12 protein-coding genes and 1 pseudogene are annotated in these 18,179 nt (G+C 72.7%); 5 read left to right on the top strand and 8 right to left on the bottom strand.

Going from position 1 to position 18,179, the window contains the following annotated elements:
- Positions 1 to 20 precede the first annotated feature (20 nt).
- The 3 genes from ACFXOM_RS17930 to ACFXOM_RS17920 all read right to left on the bottom strand — a co-directional run bounded on the left by ACFXOM_RS17930 (position 21) and on the right by ACFXOM_RS17920 (position 2,168).
- Positions 21 to 164, bottom strand: coding sequence for a hypothetical protein (locus tag ACFXOM_RS17930; RefSeq protein ID WP_384931037.1), 144 nt, complete (start codon positions 162 to 164; stop codon positions 21 to 23).
- Positions 165 to 481: 317 nt separating this feature from the next.
- On the bottom strand, positions 482 to 1,261 hold the full coding sequence (locus tag ACFXOM_RS17925) for an ABC transporter ATP-binding protein (RefSeq protein WP_385038415.1): 780 nt from the start codon (positions 1,259 to 1,261) through the stop codon (positions 482 to 484).
- Positions 1,254 to 2,168: an ABC transporter permease gene (locus tag ACFXOM_RS17920; protein WP_384931042.1), complete on the bottom strand. Its 915-nt coding sequence runs from the start codon at positions 2,166 to 2,168 to the stop codon at positions 1,254 to 1,256. Before ACFXOM_RS17920 ends, ACFXOM_RS17925 begins: the two co-directional genes overlap by 8 nt.
- Positions 2,169 to 2,289: 121 nt before the next feature.
- On the opposite strand from ACFXOM_RS17920, the gene ACFXOM_RS17915 reads away from it, so the two are divergent.
- Positions 2,290 to 2,910, top strand: coding sequence for a TetR/AcrR family transcriptional regulator (locus tag ACFXOM_RS17915; protein ID WP_384931553.1), 621 nt, complete (start codon positions 2,290 to 2,292; stop codon positions 2,908 to 2,910).
- An 85-nt stretch (positions 2,911 to 2,995) separates the two neighbouring features.
- On the opposite strand, the gene ACFXOM_RS17910 is transcribed toward ACFXOM_RS17915, so the two are convergent.
- From ACFXOM_RS17910 to ACFXOM_RS17890, 5 genes are all read right to left on the bottom strand, one after another.
- Positions 2,996 to 5,137 (bottom strand): CDP-glycerol glycerophosphotransferase family protein, encoded by a 2,142-nt coding sequence (locus ACFXOM_RS17910; protein WP_385038412.1) that lies wholly within the window; start codon positions 5,135 to 5,137, stop codon positions 2,996 to 2,998.
- 106 nt (positions 5,138 to 5,243) lie between these two features.
- A complete protein-coding gene (locus tag ACFXOM_RS17905) occupies positions 5,244 to 6,125 on the bottom strand; it encodes a carbohydrate ABC transporter permease (protein WP_385038409.1) in 882 nt (293 codons plus the stop codon).
- Entirely contained in the window at positions 6,122 to 7,507 is a 1,386-nt protein-coding gene (locus tag ACFXOM_RS17900; RefSeq protein ID WP_384931050.1) for a carbohydrate ABC transporter permease, read from the bottom strand. Before ACFXOM_RS17900 ends, ACFXOM_RS17905 begins: the two co-directional genes overlap by 4 nt.
- A gap of 6 nt (positions 7,508 to 7,513) precedes the next feature.
- Complete coding sequence (locus ACFXOM_RS17895; RefSeq protein ID WP_384931053.1) at positions 7,514 to 8,929, bottom strand: ABC transporter substrate-binding protein; 1,416 nt, start codon at positions 8,927 to 8,929, stop codon at positions 7,514 to 7,516.
- Positions 8,930 to 9,165: 236 nt separating this feature from the next.
- Positions 9,166 to 12,519, bottom strand: coding sequence for an FHA domain-containing protein (locus ACFXOM_RS17890; RefSeq protein ID WP_385038430.1), 3,354 nt, complete (start codon positions 12,517 to 12,519; stop codon positions 9,166 to 9,168).
- A 418-nt stretch (positions 12,520 to 12,937) separates the two neighbouring features.
- Here ACFXOM_RS17890 and ACFXOM_RS17885 point away from each other — a divergent pair, with 418 nt between their 5' ends.
- The 4 genes and pseudogenes from ACFXOM_RS17885 to ACFXOM_RS17870 form a co-directional block, all read left to right on the top strand.
- Positions 12,938 to 14,671 carry a protein kinase gene (locus tag ACFXOM_RS17885; protein WP_385038406.1) on the top strand — a complete coding sequence of 578 codons (1,734 nt, stop codon included), beginning with the start codon at positions 12,938 to 12,940 and terminating at the stop codon, positions 14,669 to 14,671.
- Positions 14,672 to 14,809: 138 nt separating this feature from the next.
- Positions 14,810 to 16,045: a serine/threonine-protein kinase gene (locus tag ACFXOM_RS17880; RefSeq protein ID WP_384931058.1), complete on the top strand. Its 1,236-nt coding sequence runs from the start codon at positions 14,810 to 14,812 to the stop codon at positions 16,043 to 16,045.
- A gap of 59 nt (positions 16,046 to 16,104) precedes the next feature.
- Positions 16,105 to 17,211 (top strand): peptide chain release factor 2, encoded by a 1,107-nt coding sequence (gene prfB / locus ACFXOM_RS17875; protein WP_384931060.1) that lies wholly within the window; start codon positions 16,105 to 16,107, stop codon positions 17,209 to 17,211.
- A gap of 659 nt (positions 17,212 to 17,870) precedes the next feature.
- Positions 17,871 to 18,179 (top strand): annotated as a pseudogene (locus ACFXOM_RS17870) (hypothetical protein); the annotation flags it as partial.

Raw genomic sequence — 18,179 nt, 5'->3', positions numbered from 1 at the left:
ACCCTGGTGGGCGCCCCTCGTCACAGCCGCCGCCAGGACAGCCGGGGCGCCGCGGTGCGCAGCACGTCGCGCAGGACGAGCCGCCGCGCTCCTCGCTGTCCTCGATGGTGAGCCCCGGACCTGACGCGGGCGACGGTGGCGGCCGCGTCGGCGAGTAGCGTCACGGCTGCGAACGCCTGGAGTAGCTGAGCCAGGGCGCGAGCGCCGGGGTGAGGAACAGCCGCGGCACCCGGTGGGCAATGCCGGGTGGGGTTCCCGACGGGGGAGGATCCCCGGCTGGGCTGCCCGTACCAGCGTGCATGGAGCACGTACCTCGCGGGAGACGCATCCCGGCGCCGAGGTCGTCCTGTGCGAGGAGGACCGGCACCGCGAGCCGGGTTGCGAGGAAGACGGCGGCCGGGGTCGAGGTGCGGGCTGGGGTGCGGGTGCGACGGCGACCCGGCAGACCCGCACCCGCACCCCGTCGTGTGAGGAATTCCTGCTATTTCTTCTGCGTGAACGCCTCGTACGCCGCGACGACGTCCTGCGCGGGGCCGTCCATCCGCAGGGTTCCCGACTCCAGCCACAGGGCGCGGTCGCACGTCGTGGTGATCGCCGCGTTGCTGTGGCTGACGAGGAAGACCGTGCCGGCCTCCTCGCGCAGTTCGGCGATCCGCTCCTGGCTGCGGCGCTGGAACTTGGCGTCACCGGTCGCGAGCGCCTCGTCGATGAGCAGGACGTCGTGGCTCTTGGCAGCCGCGATGGAGAAGCGCAGCCGGGCGCCCATGCCGGACGAATACGTGCGCATCGGCAGCGAGATGAAGTCGCCCTTCTCGTTGATCCCGGAGAAGTCGACGATCTCCTCGTAGCGCTCCTGGACCTCCTCGCGGGTCATCCCCATTGCGAGGCCGCCGAGGATGACGTTGCGCTCTCCGGTCAGATCGCCCATGAGTGCCGCGTTCACGCCCAGCAGCGAGGGCTGGCCGCGCGTGTAGATCTTGCCCTTGGCCGGGGACATCAGGCCTGCGATCGCCTTCAGGAGCGTGGATTTGCCCGAGCCGTTGGAGCCGATCAGTCCGATCGCCTCGCCCTTGTGGGCGGTGAAGCTGACGCCCTTGACGGCGTGCACCACGCGGCCGCCCGCTTGCTCCGGGCGGCGGGAGAGGATCCGGCTCAGGGCGGCGGTGGCACTGCCCCGCCCCTTCTTCGCGCCGTTGATCTGGTAGGTGATGTGGACACCGTCGGCTACGACGGTGGGCGTCCGGGTGGTCTGTTCAGCCACGGCCGTAGCTCTCCTCCGCCTGCCAGAAGTACAGGAAACCGCCCACGCCGAGGAGCAGCGCCCAGCCGGCGGCGACCGCCCAGACATGCGGCGGCAACTGGGCGGCGGTGAAGCTGTCGATGAGGGCGAAGCGCATGAGGTCGATGTAGACGGCTGCGGGGTTGCACTGCAGCGCCAGCATGACGGCGTGCGGCAGGTGGTGGCCCTTGAGCACCGCGTGGATGCTCCACATGACGCCGGACACGTACATCCAGGTGCGCAGCAGGAACGGCATCAGTTGGGCGATGTCGGGGGTGCGCGCGGCGAGACGGGCGAAGACCATCGAGACGCCGGTGTTGAAGACGGCCTGCAGCATCAGGGCGGGGATGGCCAGGAGCCAGGAGGAGCTGGGGTACGCGCCGAAGAGCACCAGGATCACGACGAGCGCGCCCATCGAGAACAGCAGTTGCTGTAGTTGCTGCAGGGCGAGGGCGATCGGGAGGGAGGCGCGCGGGAAGTGCAGGGCTCGGACGAGCCCGATGTTGCCGGAGATGGCCCGGGTCCCGGTGGTGATCGAGTTGGCCGTGAAGGTCCAGATGAATACGCCGGTGACCAGGAACGGCACGAAGTCGGCGACGTGGCGGCTGGTATTGAGCAGCACGCCGAAGATGAAGTAGTAGACCGCTGCGTTCAGCAGCGGGGTCATCAGCTGCCAGACCTGGCCGAGCTTCGCCTGACTGTACTGGGCGGTGAGCCGGGCGGTGGCGAAGGCGGAGATGAAGTGGCGACGCGACCACAGCTGACGGACGTACGCACCGAGCGTGGGGCGCGCCCCGCTCACGGTCAGGCCGTGACGGGCGGCGTACTCCGCCAGGCTTTCCTCCGGTTCCGCCAGTGGCGCCGGACTGCTGATCGTCGCACTGCTCACGCTGTCACTCGCTCGCTTTCGCCGGAGGCAGGGGTCATCGCGACGGAACGGACCCGTTTCGTCGCTACGGGGAGAGTATGGCCGATCAACGTCGCAACGCAACCGTCCCGTCGTGACGGGTATGCTCATGCGCATGACCACGGACCCTGGGACCCCACGACGTGCCCCCGCGGGAGCCGCAGTGCTCCGGGAGGACGTGACCGAAGCCATCCGTGCCGCCGTCTTCGAGGAACTCGCCGCGGTCGGCTTCGCACGGATGTCGATCGAGGGCATCGCCCGTCGGGCCGGCGTCGGCAAGACCGCCGTGTACCGGCGCTGGAAGTCCAAGCTCTCCCTCGTCCTCGACCTGGTCTCGGCATTCGCCGCGAAGGGGCTGCCCGCACCCGCGACGGGTTCCCTCTACGGGGACGTCCGTGCCCTGCTCGAAGTCGCTTCGCACGCCCTGCGCCACCCCGTCGCCTCTCAGGTCATCCCCGACCTCCTGGTCGAGGCGGCCCGCCACCCGGAGATCTCCGATGCGATCAAGGCTGCCCTGCTCGACAGCCAGCAGGGGGTCGCCGCGGTGGTGGTGCGGGACGCGGTCGCCCGTGGCGAACTGCCCGAGGGTGCTGACCCCGACCGTGCGCTCGACCTGATCATCGGCCCGCTCTACTGGCGGCTCGTAGTGGTGCGTGGCGACCTGCCCGAGGGGTACCTCGACGACCTCGCCGTATCAGCGGTCGCCGCGCTCTCCCGCACGTGACCGGCACCGTCGGCCGGGTCCGGTCGGTAGGACCCGGGACACGGATGTGCCCTCACGCCTCCCGGGTCGGTGTGCCCTCCGGGGCTCAGCGATGGACGTGGGACGGGAAGGGGGCCGTCACCGGGGCGGCCACCGGCGCCGGATGGCGTTCGTCGAACGGAACGGACGCGGGGCCGCCGGGACGAGGGGAACGCCCCGACGCGCGCCCGTCGTCGTACGGGCAGAACCGGGCGCGGAACGACGCCCGCAGCTGTGCCGAGTGCGAGCCCCGCCACCGGCCGCTCGCGAAGACGCCGATCAACTCGTCCTCCGTGCGCACGATCGGGCCCGGCGGACAGGAACGCAGGTCGACGTAGGTGCCGCGGGCTGCCTCGTACGCCTCCCAATCGCCGGCGTACACGACGATCGGCCGGTCGAGGCTCGCGTAGTCGAACATCAGTGAGGAGAAGCCCGTGACGAGCGCGTCCGCGGCCAGGCACAGGGCCTCGATCGAATGCCGGCCCGTTCCCTCGTGGGTCAGCACGACGAAACGCGGCCCCAGGACGCGACGGACCCGGTCCAGGTCGGGACCCGGCAGCCGCGGGCGCCGGCGGTCGCGGTGCGCGGGGGCGTACAGCAGGGCGGTACACCCCTTGGGGATGCCGAGCTCCTCGCGCAGCGCGGCGACATCGCCCTCGGTGGCCCTCCGCAGCACTTCGCTGCGCGGGGAGCCCTGGGCGAGCGTCGTGTACCCGCTCGGGAATGCCCGTTCCCGCACGGAAGAGCGCCGTTGGGCGGACAGGCCGTAGCCCCCGTCGACGGAGTCCGACACGGTGTGACCCCCGCCGCGCGCCGCCGTGCGGCGCCCGCGCGGCGCGGGACCCGAAGCGGCGGGCGGACCGAACAGGGAAGTGTCGTACCGGACGGGACCGGCGCTGAGCAGTGCACCGTCGCCCGGCGCCCCGAGGTCCCCGCCCCGGCCGGTGTGGGTCGTGCGGGCCGAGGCGGACCAGCGTCCTGCCGCGTCCTGCCGCAACAGCCTCCGGACCCGGGGCGGCAGCCCACGGCGCCGCTGCACTCCGGCCGCGCACGCGGCGCGCAGGTGGGACGCGAGCTCCCGGGCGGTGGCACCGATCGCACCCGGTCCGGCACCGGGGAACGCGCCCCCATCCGCGGTGAAGACCGCGAGGCGGGGCCCGACGGGCAACCGGAGCTGGAATCCCTCCTGGGCGCGCAGCACAGCCCGCACCAGCGTCCGGTATGCCGTGGCCGCGCCGCGTCCCAGGGCCGCCCGCAGCGTCCTCGCGGCGTGCCGTGTCCGGTGGGCGCGGTGGCCGGAGGTGCGCGCCCGGGCATCCCACGGCCAAACCGGGGTGACCGCGGCCCGACCGTGCCGCCGCCGGTACCGGTCGAGGGTGTGCTGCAGGGACGTCGCACCGCCGCGCCGCAGCCTGCGGCTGGTGGCGGCGGCCCGGCCCGTGACCCGTCCGGACAGCCGGCGCAGGAGCACGGCGGGCCGTCCCGTCCGCGCGCCCGGACGCGACGCGGCGACGGCGCGCCGGTCCCGGGCCGGGACGCCGGCGTGCACGCCGCCGAGGGCGACGCCCCGCCGCCGTGCACGGGACCGCACGCACACCCGGTCGAGCGTGGCGATCGTGCGCGCGCAGACCAGGACCGGGCAGCCCCAGGCGGCGTCCGGGCCGGGACCCGGCGGGAAGGCGAAACCGTTGTGCTCGACGAACCCCCTGCGGTAGGCCCTGCTCCGTGCCGCTGCCGGGTGGTGCAGTAGTCCGGGCCGTCCGCAGGGCGGGAAGGGCGCCGAGCCCTCCTCGGACAGCAGCCCGGCGTCGTCGCGCTGCACGGCGCGGCCTCTACGGTCCGTGTACGCGAAGCCGTAGACGAGGACGTCGGGCTCGCCGGTCTCTGTGATGCGGTCCGCGACGGCCCGGAGTGCCCCGGGGACGAGGACGTCGTCGCCGTCGAGGAAGATCAGGTAGTCGCCGGACGCACGGGCGAGTCCGGCGTTGCGGGCCCCGCCGACGCCACCGCCCCCCGGCAGCCGCAGAGGGATGACGCGCCGGTCGCGTGCGGCACACGCGTCGAGGACGGAGCCGCAGCCCGAAGGCGATCCGTCGTCCACCGCGATGACTTCGAGGTCGTCGTAGGACTGCGTGAGCACGGATTCCAGACACCTCCGCAGGGACGCCTGGACCTTGTGCACGGGGACGATCACGGTGAACCGGGGCATGGCCCGGGAACGGACGCCGGAGCGACGGGGTTACGGAATGTCGGCATTCGGGCGACGCGCACCCTGAGGTCGCGTGCATCCCCGCCCATCTCCCGTGTGACGTCGTCTACTTGACGGCACCCGCCATCACCCCGGAGACGAACTGCCGCTGGAAGGCGAAGAACACGGCGAGGGGAATCACCATCGACACGAACGCACCAGGCGCCAGGACGTCGATGTTGTTTCCGAACTGCCGCACCTGCTGCTGGAGGGCGACCGTGATCGGCGGGGACTCGGAGTCCGCGAAGATCAGTGCCACCAGCATGTCGTTCCAGACCCAGAGGAACTGGAAGATGCCCAGCGAGGCGATCGCGGGCCCGCCGAGCGGCAGCACCACCCGGGTGAACAGCCCCACCTCACCCGCGCCGTCGAGCCGCGCCGCCTCCAGAAGTTCCCTCGGGATCTCCGCGAAGAAGTTGCGCAGCAGGAAGATCGCGAACGGCAGGCCGAAGGCGACGTGGAAGACCACGACCCCGGCCGTGGTCTCGAAGAGTCCGATCCCACCGAACAGCTTCGACACCGGGACCAGCGCGACTTGCACCGGCACGACGAGCAAAGCGACGACGGCGAGGAACCACCAGTCCCGTCCGGGGAAGTCCATCCAGGCGAAGGCGTATCCGGCGAGCGAGCCGATCACGACGACCAGCACCGTCGCGGGGACGGTGATCTCCACCGTGGAGAGCAGCGAGCCGGTGATCGTGTCGTTCTCCAGCAGCCGGGCGTAGTTCTCGGTGGTGAGCTGTGCCGGCGCGGTCAGGACCTGCCACCATCCGCTCGCGCTGATATCGGTGGGCGAGCGGAGCGAGGACAGCAGCAGGCCGACGGTCGGCACCAGCCAGAACAGCCCCGCCAGGACGAGGAGGACGCGCAGGGCGCCGCCTCCTGCGCAGGCGGCGATGCGGGAGGGGAGCGGCCGCCTCGCCCTCGGCGTGCCGGTGGTCGCCGTCATCGACGCGTCTCCCTTCGGATCCGCCGGATGTTGAAGAGCATCACCGGGATCACCAGGAGCAGGAGCAGCACGGCGATCGCACTGCCGACGCCGAGGTCCGCGTCCGTACCGAACGACGATCGGTACAGCTGGAGCGCCAGCACGTTCGCGTCGTCCTGCGCCGAACCGGGCGCGATGACGAAGACCAGGTCGAAGACCTTCAACACGTTGATCGTCAAGGTGACGAGGACGACGGCGAGGACCGGAGCGAGCAGCGGGACGGTCACCTTGCGGAAGACCTGCCACTCACTGGCGCCGTCCATCCGTGCTGCTTCCAGCAGTTCCCGCGGCACGGCGGCGAGTCCCGCGGCGATCAGCACCATGGCGAAGCCCGCCCACATCCACACGTAGGCGCCGATGATGGCCGGGGTCACCAACGAGGGACCCAGCCAGTCCACGCCGTCGTACGGCTCGCGGAAGTCGCTCTCCGGGAGCCGGAGGTACGAGCCGTCCGCCGCCGGGGGGAGGGAGAAGGTCCCGTCTGCGGCCGCGGTGGTGGTGGCCACGACCTCACCGTCCCTGACCGCCTCGACGGTGATGCCCTTCAGTCCGAGCTCCCCCGCGTCGACGGCGTTCGTCCGCCCGCCGCCGCCCTTCGTGAAGTCCAGCCACGCGGTTCCCGTCACCCTGCCGCCGTGGGGGGGCGCCTCCCTCGCGGGGCGCGCGTCGGCGGGCATCTTCTCGGCGGGCACCCCGATGAGCGGGAGTCGGACCGGACGGCCCGCCGTGACGGGTTGCTTGGTGACGTACGCACGGCCCTCGGCCCTGAGGGGGTGGGCGGGCAGCGGATGGGCCCGGGGGAAGCCGGACGACTCGGCGAAGGTGTCGTGGACGCCCACCCAGACCGCGTTGGCGACGCCGCGCTCCGGGTCCTGCTCGTACACCAGCCGGAAGATGATGCCCGCGGCGAGCATCGAGATCGCCATCGGCATGAAGACGACCAGCTTGAAGGCAGTGCCCCAGCGCACGCGTTCGGTGAGGACGGCGAACACCAGCCCGAGCGCGGTCGCGACCGTCGGCGCGACGACCACCCAGATCGCGTTGTTCCGCACCGCCGTCAGGAGGGTGTCGTCGGAGAAGATCTCCGCGTAGTTGTCGAACCCGGCGAACGAGCTTCCGGACTTGTCGAAGAAGGACCGGTGGAGCGAGTACCCGATCGGGTAGACGACGAGCGCGCCGAGCAGCACGAGCGCGGGCAACAGGAAGCCTGCGGCCACGAGGCCGCGCGTGCCGGTCACGCTCGCGCGGACGCGACTGCGGGGGGCCGTGACGGAGGGCGCCGGTCGGGTGGCTCGCTCGGCGGCCCCCGAACCGGCGCCCTCCCCTCCGTGGGGGGAGGCCATGGTGGATCAGCTCCCGTAGGCCTTGGCCGCGTCGGCCTCCAACCGCGCTTGGGCGCCGACGATGTCCGAGGGGTTCTTCAGGAAGTCCTGCAGTGCCTTCCATTCGCCTCTGCCGGGCGTACCACCGAAGGACTGCGGCATCTGGTCCGACATGTCGAAGCGGAAGTCGTCGCCCGCGGCGATGAGCGCCTCGGCGATGTCGCGCTGGACGTCGTTCGGGTACGCGGCCGGGTCCAGGGACTTGTTCGGTGAGATGAACCCGCCCGCCCGGGCCCAGATCCCCGCGGCGTCCTTCGAGGCCAGGAAGGTCAGCAGCGCCTGGGCGCCTTCGGAGTCCGTCAGCGCGACCGCCGCGTCGCCGCCGGTGACCACGGGAGGTTCGGCCCCGACCGCAGGGAACGGGAACACCCGGGCGTCCGACCCGATCTCGGCCTCCGTCTGTGCGATGTTGACGCTGACGAAGTCGCCCTCGAAGACCATGGCGGCCTTCGGATGGTCGCCCCCGGTGAAGGTCTGGCTCACCGACTGGGGGAACTCCGTCTGCAGGGCACCGTCCGCACCACCCGCGATCAGGTCGGCCTTGCCGAACAGCTGGGCGAGTGTGGCCAGGGCCCGGTGCACGGACGGGTCCGTCCATGTGATCCGGTGCTTGGCGAGCTGGTCGTACTTCTGCGGACCGGCCTGGGAGAGGTAGACGTTCTCGAACCAGTCGGTCAGCGTCCAGCCGTCCGCACCTCCGACCGACACCGGCGGGACGCCGGACGCGGAGACGGTCTCGGCGGTCGCGAGGAACTCCTTCCAGGTCTTGGGCTCCCGGGCGCCCGCGTTCTCGAAGACCGCGTGGTTGTACCAGACGAGGGACTTGTTGGCGGCCTTGAAGTACACCCCGTACGGGGTGCCGTCGACGGATCCGAGGTCCTGCCAGCCCCGGGCGTAGTTCGCGGCGAGCTGGGCGCGCGCCTCGGGCCCGACCGGCTTGGCCCACTTCTTCGCCACGGCCTGCTGGACCGCGCCGACCTGGGGCAGCATGGCGACATCGGGAGGGCTGCCGCCGGCGATCTTCGTACCGAGGAAGTTGACGATCGGGTCCTGGGCCGGGACGAACGTCACCGTCGCGCCGGTGCGCTTCTCGAACTCCTTGAGGACCTTGGTGAAGTTCTGCTGCTCGGGGCCGGTCCACACGGCGGCGACCTGGAGCTTCTGTCCGTCCAGCCGTGGCAGTCGGACGGTCGCCGCGGGATCCTTGCCCGCGCCCTTCTTGCCCTTGGTGTCCCCGTCGTCCCCGCCCCCGCCGCAGCCTGCGACGGCCAGGGCGCCCACGGCCGCCAGCAGAACGGCGTTGCGTGCGCGGCGACCCGGCCAGGGGAGCTTGCGAGGTGCCCGCCGGTTGCGAGTCGTCCGCGTCGTGCGAGTTGTGCGCATCACTGCCCCGTCTCTCCCGCGCGTGCGGAGGGGCCGCCGTGACGTCGGCGACTCCGCTCCCGTCCCGTGCGATCAGGTCTACGCCCGGGCGGGGGGCGGGGCAATACCACGTTCGCCGTCAACTGCCCGATTGTGATGGGCTCGTGACGTAACGACAGGAGGTGTGCAGGCTGCGGGCTGGTGGCCGCGGGGTCGCCAGGGGCGGGCGCCGGCTACGGCGACAGCACGGTGCGGTCTCAGGGGCGTACCGGGGTGAGGGGCGGCAGGGGAGCCGCGTCGACCGAACGTGCGGCCCGGTCCAGGGCGCTGGCCAACAACGCGAGGTCCGTGGGCCCGTTGCCCAGTTCACGGACCGGCCGACGGGCCGGGGGGTCCCCCATGCGCTCCCACTCGAGCTCCACCACGGTGGGGCGCAGCGTCGCTGTCCGGGGGATGCGTCCGGTTACCCGGCCCCCCTGGAACGGGATCACCAGGCCGTCCGGAAGCCCGAGCCTGCCGCGGCCCGGTGCCGGATCCTCCGGGCCGGGGGAGACGGTCGGCGGGTCGAGGACGACGCGCAGCCGGGCCCCGTGGGTCAGCTCCGTGTCCGCCGTACGCTCCGGACGTGCCGAAGTCGCTATGAGGTGCACGCCGAGCCGCTCGCCGTCCCTGGCCACTGCCTCCAAGGCCCGCACGACGGAACCCGCCGCGGGCCGTCCGGGGCTGCCGAGCGCGGGAGCGACCAGCGCGTCGTAGTCGTCGGCGAGCACGACCAGCCGCGGCAGCGGCGGTGGCGGCGCCTCCCCTTGCGGGCGCGCCCCTGCGGGGCGGAGCCGGAGCGTGCCGCTGGGCGCCGCGTCCAGATCACCGCGTGACTCCGCGGCGCTCGCCGGGCGCTGCCCGCCGAGCCGATCGGAGACCTCGCGCCGGGAATGCCACTCGGCGAAGCTCTCCCCGCCGAGCAGCTCGGCCCTGCGCTTCAGCTCCGCCCCGAGGGCCTGCGCGAACTCACGCATCCGCACCGGGTCGGAGGCGACCAGGTGTCCGGCGACGTGGGGCAGTTCGGTGAGTGCGGCCAGGCCCTCGCCGCGCTCACCGCCCGTCCCCTCGACCAGCAGGAGGCCGAGGCGGTCCGGTCGGCCGCCCGCGGCCAGTGACGCGGCGATCGCACGGAGCAGCTCCGTACGGCCGCTGCCCGGAGGGCCCTCGACCAGGAGGTGCGGACCCTCCGCGGTGAGGTCCACGGCGACCGGGCCGCGCGGACCCGCGCCGAGCACGGCCGTACCTTCCGTGGCGGAAGCCCACCGGGCCATCAAGGACGCGGGGGTGGCCCGGGCCAGCCCCAACTCGTCCAGCAGTCGCGCCGACTGCGGCAGGGGGGCCGAAACCGTGCTGCCGTGTGCCGACGCGTCCCCGTCGGCGCGGAGCGGGGCGACGGCCCTGGCGAAACGCTCCGCCCAGGCCGCGGACACCGCGTCCACCGCCGCGACCGTGCCGTGTCCGGCCGGCTGGCCCGAGGCCGTGCGCAGCAACCGCAGCGCCGTCGCGACGTCACCGCTGAGCAGTGCGACCGCTCCGCACTCCCGGAACGCGAGCGACGCGGCGCAGGCCTCCTCGTACGTGGCCGCCACCGGGGAGCGGGGCGAGGCGGCCGGGGTTTCCGCGAGGCAGACGACGTGGATGCCCGCGGCGGTGCCGGCCGCGGCGAGGCGAGCGGTGCTCTCGCGCAGTGCAGCGGATCCGGGGTCGCCGTCCAGGAGCACGAGCGTCCGCGTGCCGTCGTAGCGGGCGGCGGCCTCTTCGACCGCTCGGGGCTCGGCGCTCGGCCAGCCCGGGCCGAGCGGGCCCTCGTCCAGCCGGCGCGTCAGCTCGGCGGTGCGCGCCGTGGCCTGGTCCCGCTCGTACGCCAGCAGGAGACGGCAGTCCTGGCCGTGGGAGGGGCGCAGGTGGGGCAGCCAGCCGAGCCAGTGCCATTCCTGCCGGCGCTCCTCCAACGACCGCGCCCGGTCCGTGCTGATGAGCACGATCTCCAGGTCGGCGGGCGAGTGCAGCGCGGCGAGTTGCGCGACGACGGACCGGGCCAGCCCCATGAGCCGCGCGCGGGGCCCGGCGAGGCCCAGCGAGCCGGCCTCGCGCAGTCCGACGGTGACGGGAACGGCGATGCTGCCCGCACGGTCCACCGTGCCGAGCCGGACCACCATCGACTCGGGGTGCCCGGGACCGCGCTCCCACAGCCGCGGCCCCGGGCCGAGTGCGGTGAGCAGGACGGCGGCGGGGTCGGGCCAGGTCTCGACCGCGGGCACGGTGGCGGACGGGAGCGGTGGTTCGTCCGCCGCCGGCTCGGGCCCGTCCTCCCTGGCCCCGGTCAGGCGCCGCGCCCAGGCACCTATGCCGCGTCTGCGCGACCCGCCTTCACCACGCGGCCGTGCGGACTTGCCGGGTGCCTGACCGTCGCCGGCCGCCGGTGCGGGCGGATCGAAGGCCGTGCCGACGTGTGTGACGTCGGAGCCGCGCCCCCCGCGCCCCCCGGTGGCGGGCTCGTACCGATCCGGGTCGTCGCTGCCGTCCGTCCGCTCCCCGGCCCCGGCTGCCGGGCCGTCGCCTCCCGTCCCGGTGCCGGGGTCGACGGTCCGCGCGGTGCCGGTACCGCCCGCCGCCTCCCCGGCACCGGTCGCGATCCAGAGAGCGTCCGCTGCGCCGTGGGGCTCGTCCCGCGTCCCGTCGACGGAGCGGCTCCGTGATGGCGCTCCGGGGATCGAAGGGCCGGCCGGGCGGCCGTCCTGGACGACCATCACCTCGGTGCCCATGCCCTGCGCCCACGACGGGCGGCGGGAGCCGGGCCGCCCGCCCTCGTGGCCGGACAGCCGGGTGTCCGAACCCTCCGCGGCGTGCGGGCGCGTGTGGTCCGCGTCGCCCCGTGCCGTCGCCCCGTCGTCGTCCGACGCGGTGCGGCGCACCCGGATGTGGCCCTCGCCGTCGGGTGCCGTGGCGGGGCCGGCGGACACCCGGGGGGAAGCCAGCCGGAGTGTCGACTCGCCGATGCGGAGCAGTGCGCCCGGAGTCAGCCGGACCGGGCGGGAACCGACCTCGGCACCGCCCAGGGACGTGCCGTTGGTCGAGCCCAGGTCCGCCACCGTGACCCGGCCGTCGGCCGCGACCGTCACTTCGCAGTGCAGGCGCGATACGTCCGGGTCGTCGAGCGGCACGTCCGCTTCCGCCGAGCGGCCGACTCTTATCCGGCCGCCGTGGAGCAGGTGGACCCCGCCTGCGTCGGGACCCGCGATCACGTGCAGCTGAGCCTGTCCACCGCTCTCGTCCGCGGCCTCGTCCTCACCGGGGGCGTTCAGCGACAGCACCGCGCCGTCCACGAGGGGCGGTTCGCCGAGTGCGCAACGCTGGGCGTCGAGCCGCTCGCGACCGGCGTACAGGACGACGGTTGCCGACGATGCCTCAGGCCCCGCCGCAGCCGCAGCCAGCCCGGAGGCCACCGCGGCCAGCGCGGTGCCGGCCGGGGCGGTCACCAGCACGTCGCTCGCGCGCGTGGGTGCCGGCCCTGCCGCGGGCACGGACGGGCCGCTGCGCGGCGCGAGGACGGTCAGCCGGATCTGCATCGCCGTCAGCGGTCCCTTCTGCGCGGGGTGCCCGGCGAAGGGGAGCCGCCCTGTGATTCCCCCCACCCGGCAGGTCGGCACGGCCGCGGCGCTCTCCCGGCCCCGCGTCACGTGCTGGGGGCATCCTCGCATCCGCCGACCACAACACGCCCGGAGGCCACCTGTAAGTGATCTTGATTGGTCGGCTCTGGGCGCAAAAGTGCCTGGTTGGGATCGCCTGTGCCGGCCTGAGCGCTGCGGCTCGGCAACCATCGGGGCGTCGGGGACGTCTTACCGGCCAATCCAGTGACCACATCGGTGACCCGATCGGCGGCATTACAGTGGGTCGGACACCCAGGAGGGGCCAAGGATGAACCCGGGGCCATCACCATCGTGACCCGGGAACAGCACCACCACGATCCAGCAGGGAGCGCATGACGTGCGGCCGGTAGGCAGCAAGTACCTGCTCGAGGAGCCGCTCGGCCGCGGCGCCACGGGCACCGTCTGGCGAGCCCGCCAGCGTGAGACCGCGGGGGCCGAGGCGGCCGTGCCCGGCCAGCCAGGTGAGACCGTCGCGATCAAGGTCCTCAAGGAGGAGCTCGCGAACGACGCGGACATCGTGATGCGCTTCCTGCGCGAGCGCTCCGTCCTGCTGCGCCTCACCCACCCGAACATCGTGCGCACCCGCGACCTGGTCGTCGAAGGTGATGTCCTGGCCCTGGTCATGGATCTCGTCGAGGGCCCCGACCTGCACCGCTACATCCGCGAGAACGGGCCCTTCAGCCCCGTCGCGACCTCCTTGCTCACGGCCCAGATCGCTGACGCGCTGGCCGCCAGTCACGCGGACGGCGTCGTCCACCGCGACCTCAAACCGGCCAACGTGCTGCTCGCCGAAGTCGGCGGCCAGATGCACCCGATGCTCACCGACTTCGGCATCGCCCGCCTGGCAGACTCCCCGGGGCTGACCCGCACCCACGAGTTCGTCGGCACGCCCGCGTACGTCGCGCCCGAGTCGGCCGAGGGGCGCCCGCAGACGTCGGCCGTCGACATCTACGGTGCCGGCATCCTGCTGTACGAGCTGGTCACCGGCCGTCCGCCGTTCTCCGGTGGTACGGCCCTGGAGGTGCTCCAGCGGCACCTCAGCGAGGAGCCGCGCCGCCCCTCGACCGTGCCCGGCCCGCTGTGGACGGTCATGGAGCGCTGTCTGCGCAAGGAGCCGGGGGAGCGGCCCAGTGCCGTGAACCTCGCCCGCGGGCTGCGTACGGTCGCCGCAGGGATCGGCGTGCACTCCACGCCCGCTCAGATCGAGGCCGCCGAAGGCGTCGGCGCACTGCTCGCGCCCGACCCGACGCCCGCCCCCGTCCCGGGCGATCCCGGCGCGGCCGATCCCACTCAGGTGCTGCCGAACAACGCCGGCTCGTACGACCCGAGCGGGGCCACCAGCGTGCTGCCGCACACCGGTGGCCCCACGGGCGCAGCGGACCCCACCAGCGTGCTGCCGCGCGGCGCCGCGGCCGACCCCACGTCGGTCATGCCGCCGGTGCCGCCGCGTCCCGACGGCCCGCCCCGGCCGGAGGAGCCGCACCCCTGGCAGTCCCAGCTGCGTGCGGCGCGCGACCGCAACGAGCAGACCCAGGTCCAGTACCTCGACCCGAGTGACGACCCGCTGCGCCGCCGTCCGCAGCGCCGTCCGGCCCCCCAGCAGCAGCCACACCAGCAGCAGCCACACCAGCAGCAGCCACACCAGCAGCAGGCGCAGCCCCCGCAGCGCCGTCCGCAGCAGCCGTACCCGCCCCAGCAGCAGCCGTACCCGCCCCACCAGCAGGCGCAGTCGCCACAGCGGTACGCCCCGCAGCCACCGCAGCGACAGCAGTACGCGCCGCCGCAGCCGCCGCCCCGACAGCAGCCGGCCCCCCGTGAGCCCAGGCCGCCTCGACAGCGCAGCGCGAACCCCATGCGCATCCCGGGCCTCGGCTGTCTCAAGGGCTGCCTGTTCACCCTGATCCTGCTCTTCGTCGCGGGCTGGCTCGTGTGGGAGCTCACGCCGCTCCAGGGCTGGATCGCCCAGGGCAAGAGCTACTGGCAGGTCATCGGCGACACCGCGTCGTCGGTGGGCGACTGGATCTCCGGGGTGGTCGACTCGGGCTCGGGCGGCAGCAACCTGAGTCGGTAACGCACGGTAACTCTGTCGTTATGTCGACTTCTGCGGGGGAAATAGCCCCGCAGAAGTGACGGCCGGCGCCATCCGGGGCACCCAACCCCCGACACCCGCGTACGTTGAGGGTCAACGCCAGCCGCTGAGGGAGCAGTCTTGGCACGGAATATCGGCAGCCGGTACACGGCCCACCAGATTCTTGGACGCGGCAGCGCGGGCACGGTGTGGCTCGGCGACGGTCCGGAAGGCCCGGTCGCCATCAAGATCCTGCGTGAGGACCTCGCCTCCGACGAGGAGCTGGTCGGACGCTTCGTCCGGGAACGCACGGCTCTGCTGGGGCTCGAACACCCCCGGGTCGTCGGAGTGCGTGATCTCGTGGTGGACGGCAACGACCTCGCCCTCGTGATGGACCTGGTGCGCGGCACGGACCTGCGCACCCGTCTGGACCGGGAACGCCGGCTCGCGCCCGAGGCCGCCGTCGCGATCATCGCGGACGTCGCCGAAGGCCTGGCCGCGGCGCACGCCGCCGGGGTCGTCCACCGCGACGTCAAGCCGGAGAACATCCTGCTGGACATGGAGGGGCCGCTCGGCCCCGGAGGTTCCCATCCCGCGTTGCTGACCGACTTCGGCGTCGCGAAACTGATCGACACCCCGCGACGCACCAAAGCCACCAAGATCATCGGTACGCCGGACTACCTGGCCCCCGAGATCGTCGAGGGACTGCCGCCCCGGGCCGCCGTCGACATCTACGCCCTCGCGACCGTCCTGTACGAGCTGCTCGCCGGGTTCACACCGTTCGGCGGCGGCCACCCGGGCGCGGTGCTGCGTCGCCACGTCACGGAGACGGTCGTCCCGCTCCCGGGCATCCCGGACGAGTTGTGGCGGCTCATCGTCCAGTGCCTGGCCAAGGCGCCCGCCTCACGGCTGCGCGCCTCCGAGCTCGCAGCGCGGCTGCACGACCTGCTCCCGCTGCTCGCCGGCATGCCGCCGCTCGACGTGGACGAACCCGACGCGGAGTCGCCGACCGATCCGTACGGCGAACCGGACTACCCGACGCCCCATGCCACCCCCCGCAGGGCCGCCGTCCCGCTGGTCCGGGGTTCGGCGACCGACTCCAACCGGGACACCCACACCTCCATGCGCGTCCCCGGCCCGGACGAGCTCGCGGGCGGCGCCCGGGGCACCGCCCGCGCCCCTCGCGCACCGGGGCAGCGACGTCCCGGCTCCGCCCGCCACAAGGCGGAGGCGCTGCGCAGGCGCCGGATCACGCTGGGCGTCGCGGGCGTGGTGCTGGCGGCGGCGGTGGGTGTCGGTGGCTGGCTGGCGACCAGCGGCGAGGAGGGCGGTGGCCCACCCCAGGACTCCAAGCAGTCGGCTCCGTCACAGCCCTGAAGGCGCCTTCCCGTGGACGGGCGGGACGGCGTGTCTTCCACAGCCGTTACGCTGGACCCGTGGCAGTCGTCGATGTATCCGAAGAGCTGAAGTCCCTCTCCTCGACCATGGGGTCGATCGAGGCCGTCCTGGACCTCGACGCGATGAGGGCAGACATCGCCGTGCTCGAGGAGCAGGCGGCGGCGCCGTCCCTGTGGGACGACCCCGAGGCGGCGCAGAAGATCACCAGCAAGCTCTCGCACCTGCAGGCCGAGGTCCGCAAGGCGGAGGCGCTCCGCGGGCGGATCGACGACCTCGAAGTGCTCTTCGAGCTCGCCGAGGCCGAGGACGACCCGGACACCCGCGCGGAGGCCGAGGCCGAGCTGGAGGCCGTCCGGAAGGCGCTGGACGAGATGGAGGTCCGAACGCTCCTCTCCGGCGAGTACGACGAGCGCGAAGCCCTCGTGAACATCCGCGCCGAGGCCGGCGGCGTCGACGCCGCCGACTTCGCCGAGCAGCTCCAGCGCATGTACCTGCGCTGGGCCGAGCGGCACGGCTACGGCACGGAGGTCTACGAAACCTCGTACGCGGAGGAGGCCGGCATCAAGTCGACCACCTTCGTGGTGAAGGCCCCGTACGCCTACGGCACGCTGTCGGTGGAGCAGGGCACGCACCGCCTGGTGCGCATCTCCCCGTTCGACAACCAGGGCCGCCGTCAGACGTCCTTCGCGGGCGTGGAGATCCTTCCGGTCGTCGAGCAGTCCGACCACGTCGACATCGACGAGTCCGAGCTGCGCGTGGACGTCTACCGCGCATCCGGCCCCGGCGGTCAGGGCGTCAACACGACGGACTCCGCGGTCCGCATCACGCACATCCCGACCGGCATCGTCGTCTCCTGCCAGAACGAGCGCTCCCAGATCCAGAACAAGGCGAGCGCGATGAACGTCCTGCAGGCGAAGCTCCTCGAGCGCCGCCGCCAGGAGGAGCAGGCCAAGATGGACGCCCTCAAGGGGGACGGTGGCAACTCCTGGGGCAACCAGATGCGTTCGTACGTCCTGCACCCCTACCAGATGGTCAAGGACCTCCGGACGGAGTTCGAGGTCGGCAACCCGCAGTCGGTGCTGGACGGCGAGATCGACGGCTTCCTGGAGGCCGGGATCCGCTGGCGCAAGCAGCAGGAGAAGTAACCCGCACGCTGAACGGCACGGCGCCGGGCCCACAGGGGTCCCGGCGCCGTTTCCGTGTGCGCACGGGTGCCCGCGTGGTTCGACGTCGTTCACGAGCAGGCAGCAGTCCGGCGGCGCGAGTTCACGGCCACGGCCACGGCAGCGGCACGGGCAGGGGTGACACCTACCGCTCCAGGGCACGGGGCGCGAAGTGCCTGACCGAGTGGGACGGGTGTGCACGCACCGTAGTCGTCGGGCTGCGTCCGCCACTCGTCGAAGGGCACCCGGTCGTATTCCCCGGATGTGGCCGTCCGGTAGAAGCGGAGGAGCGGGGTGAGTGCCCACTGGTCGGGCTCAACTCGGCTGCGCACGCCTAGGGTTTACAGGCGCAAGCGAAAAACGAGGTATCGACTCGCTTTGTCGACAAGATAACTCGCCTCGGTGAAGGATGAGTTGCGCGTTCCCGTCGCTGTTGCTGGTTTCATGCATCCTCAACTCCCCTTATTTCGGGCATCGCACGCGCAACGACCTTGACGTGTCCGTGAAAACTGGGAAGGCTGGCGCGCGGCATGCGTATCTCTGGGGCGCGTGCGAGCGGGGGAAGCGGAAGCGCGGCCCCCAGCGGCTGCAGCCCCGGACGCTGCTCCACACACGAGAACAGCTACTGGGGGTAGCAGCAGATGACCAAGAAGACGCGGGTCCGCGTCGCTCGGATCGCGGCCGGTGCGGTGATCGCCGCCGGTGCGTCCCTGACGGCAGCGGGCGCCGCTTCGGCCGTCGGCATAGGCGTGGGTCTCGACGCCAGGGCCGGGGTCAGTGAGCAGGGCGCCGAGATCGGTCTCCAGGACACCGACGGCGGTGCCATCGGCGGCGTCGACGAAGGCCAGGCCAACGGTGGTTCCACGACCGATGGTGGTGCGACCACGTCGGGTGGTTCCACGACTGACGGTGGTGCGACCACGTCGGGTGGTTCCACGACCGATGGTGGT

This window comes from Streptomyces sp. NPDC059169 (assembly GCF_042755225.1).
In the GTDB taxonomy this organism is placed as follows: domain Bacteria; phylum Actinomycetota; class Actinomycetes; order Streptomycetales; family Streptomycetaceae; genus Streptomyces.
The sequence above is the reverse complement of the archived record's forward strand: the minus strand, read 5'-3'. Positions and strand labels throughout refer to the sequence as shown.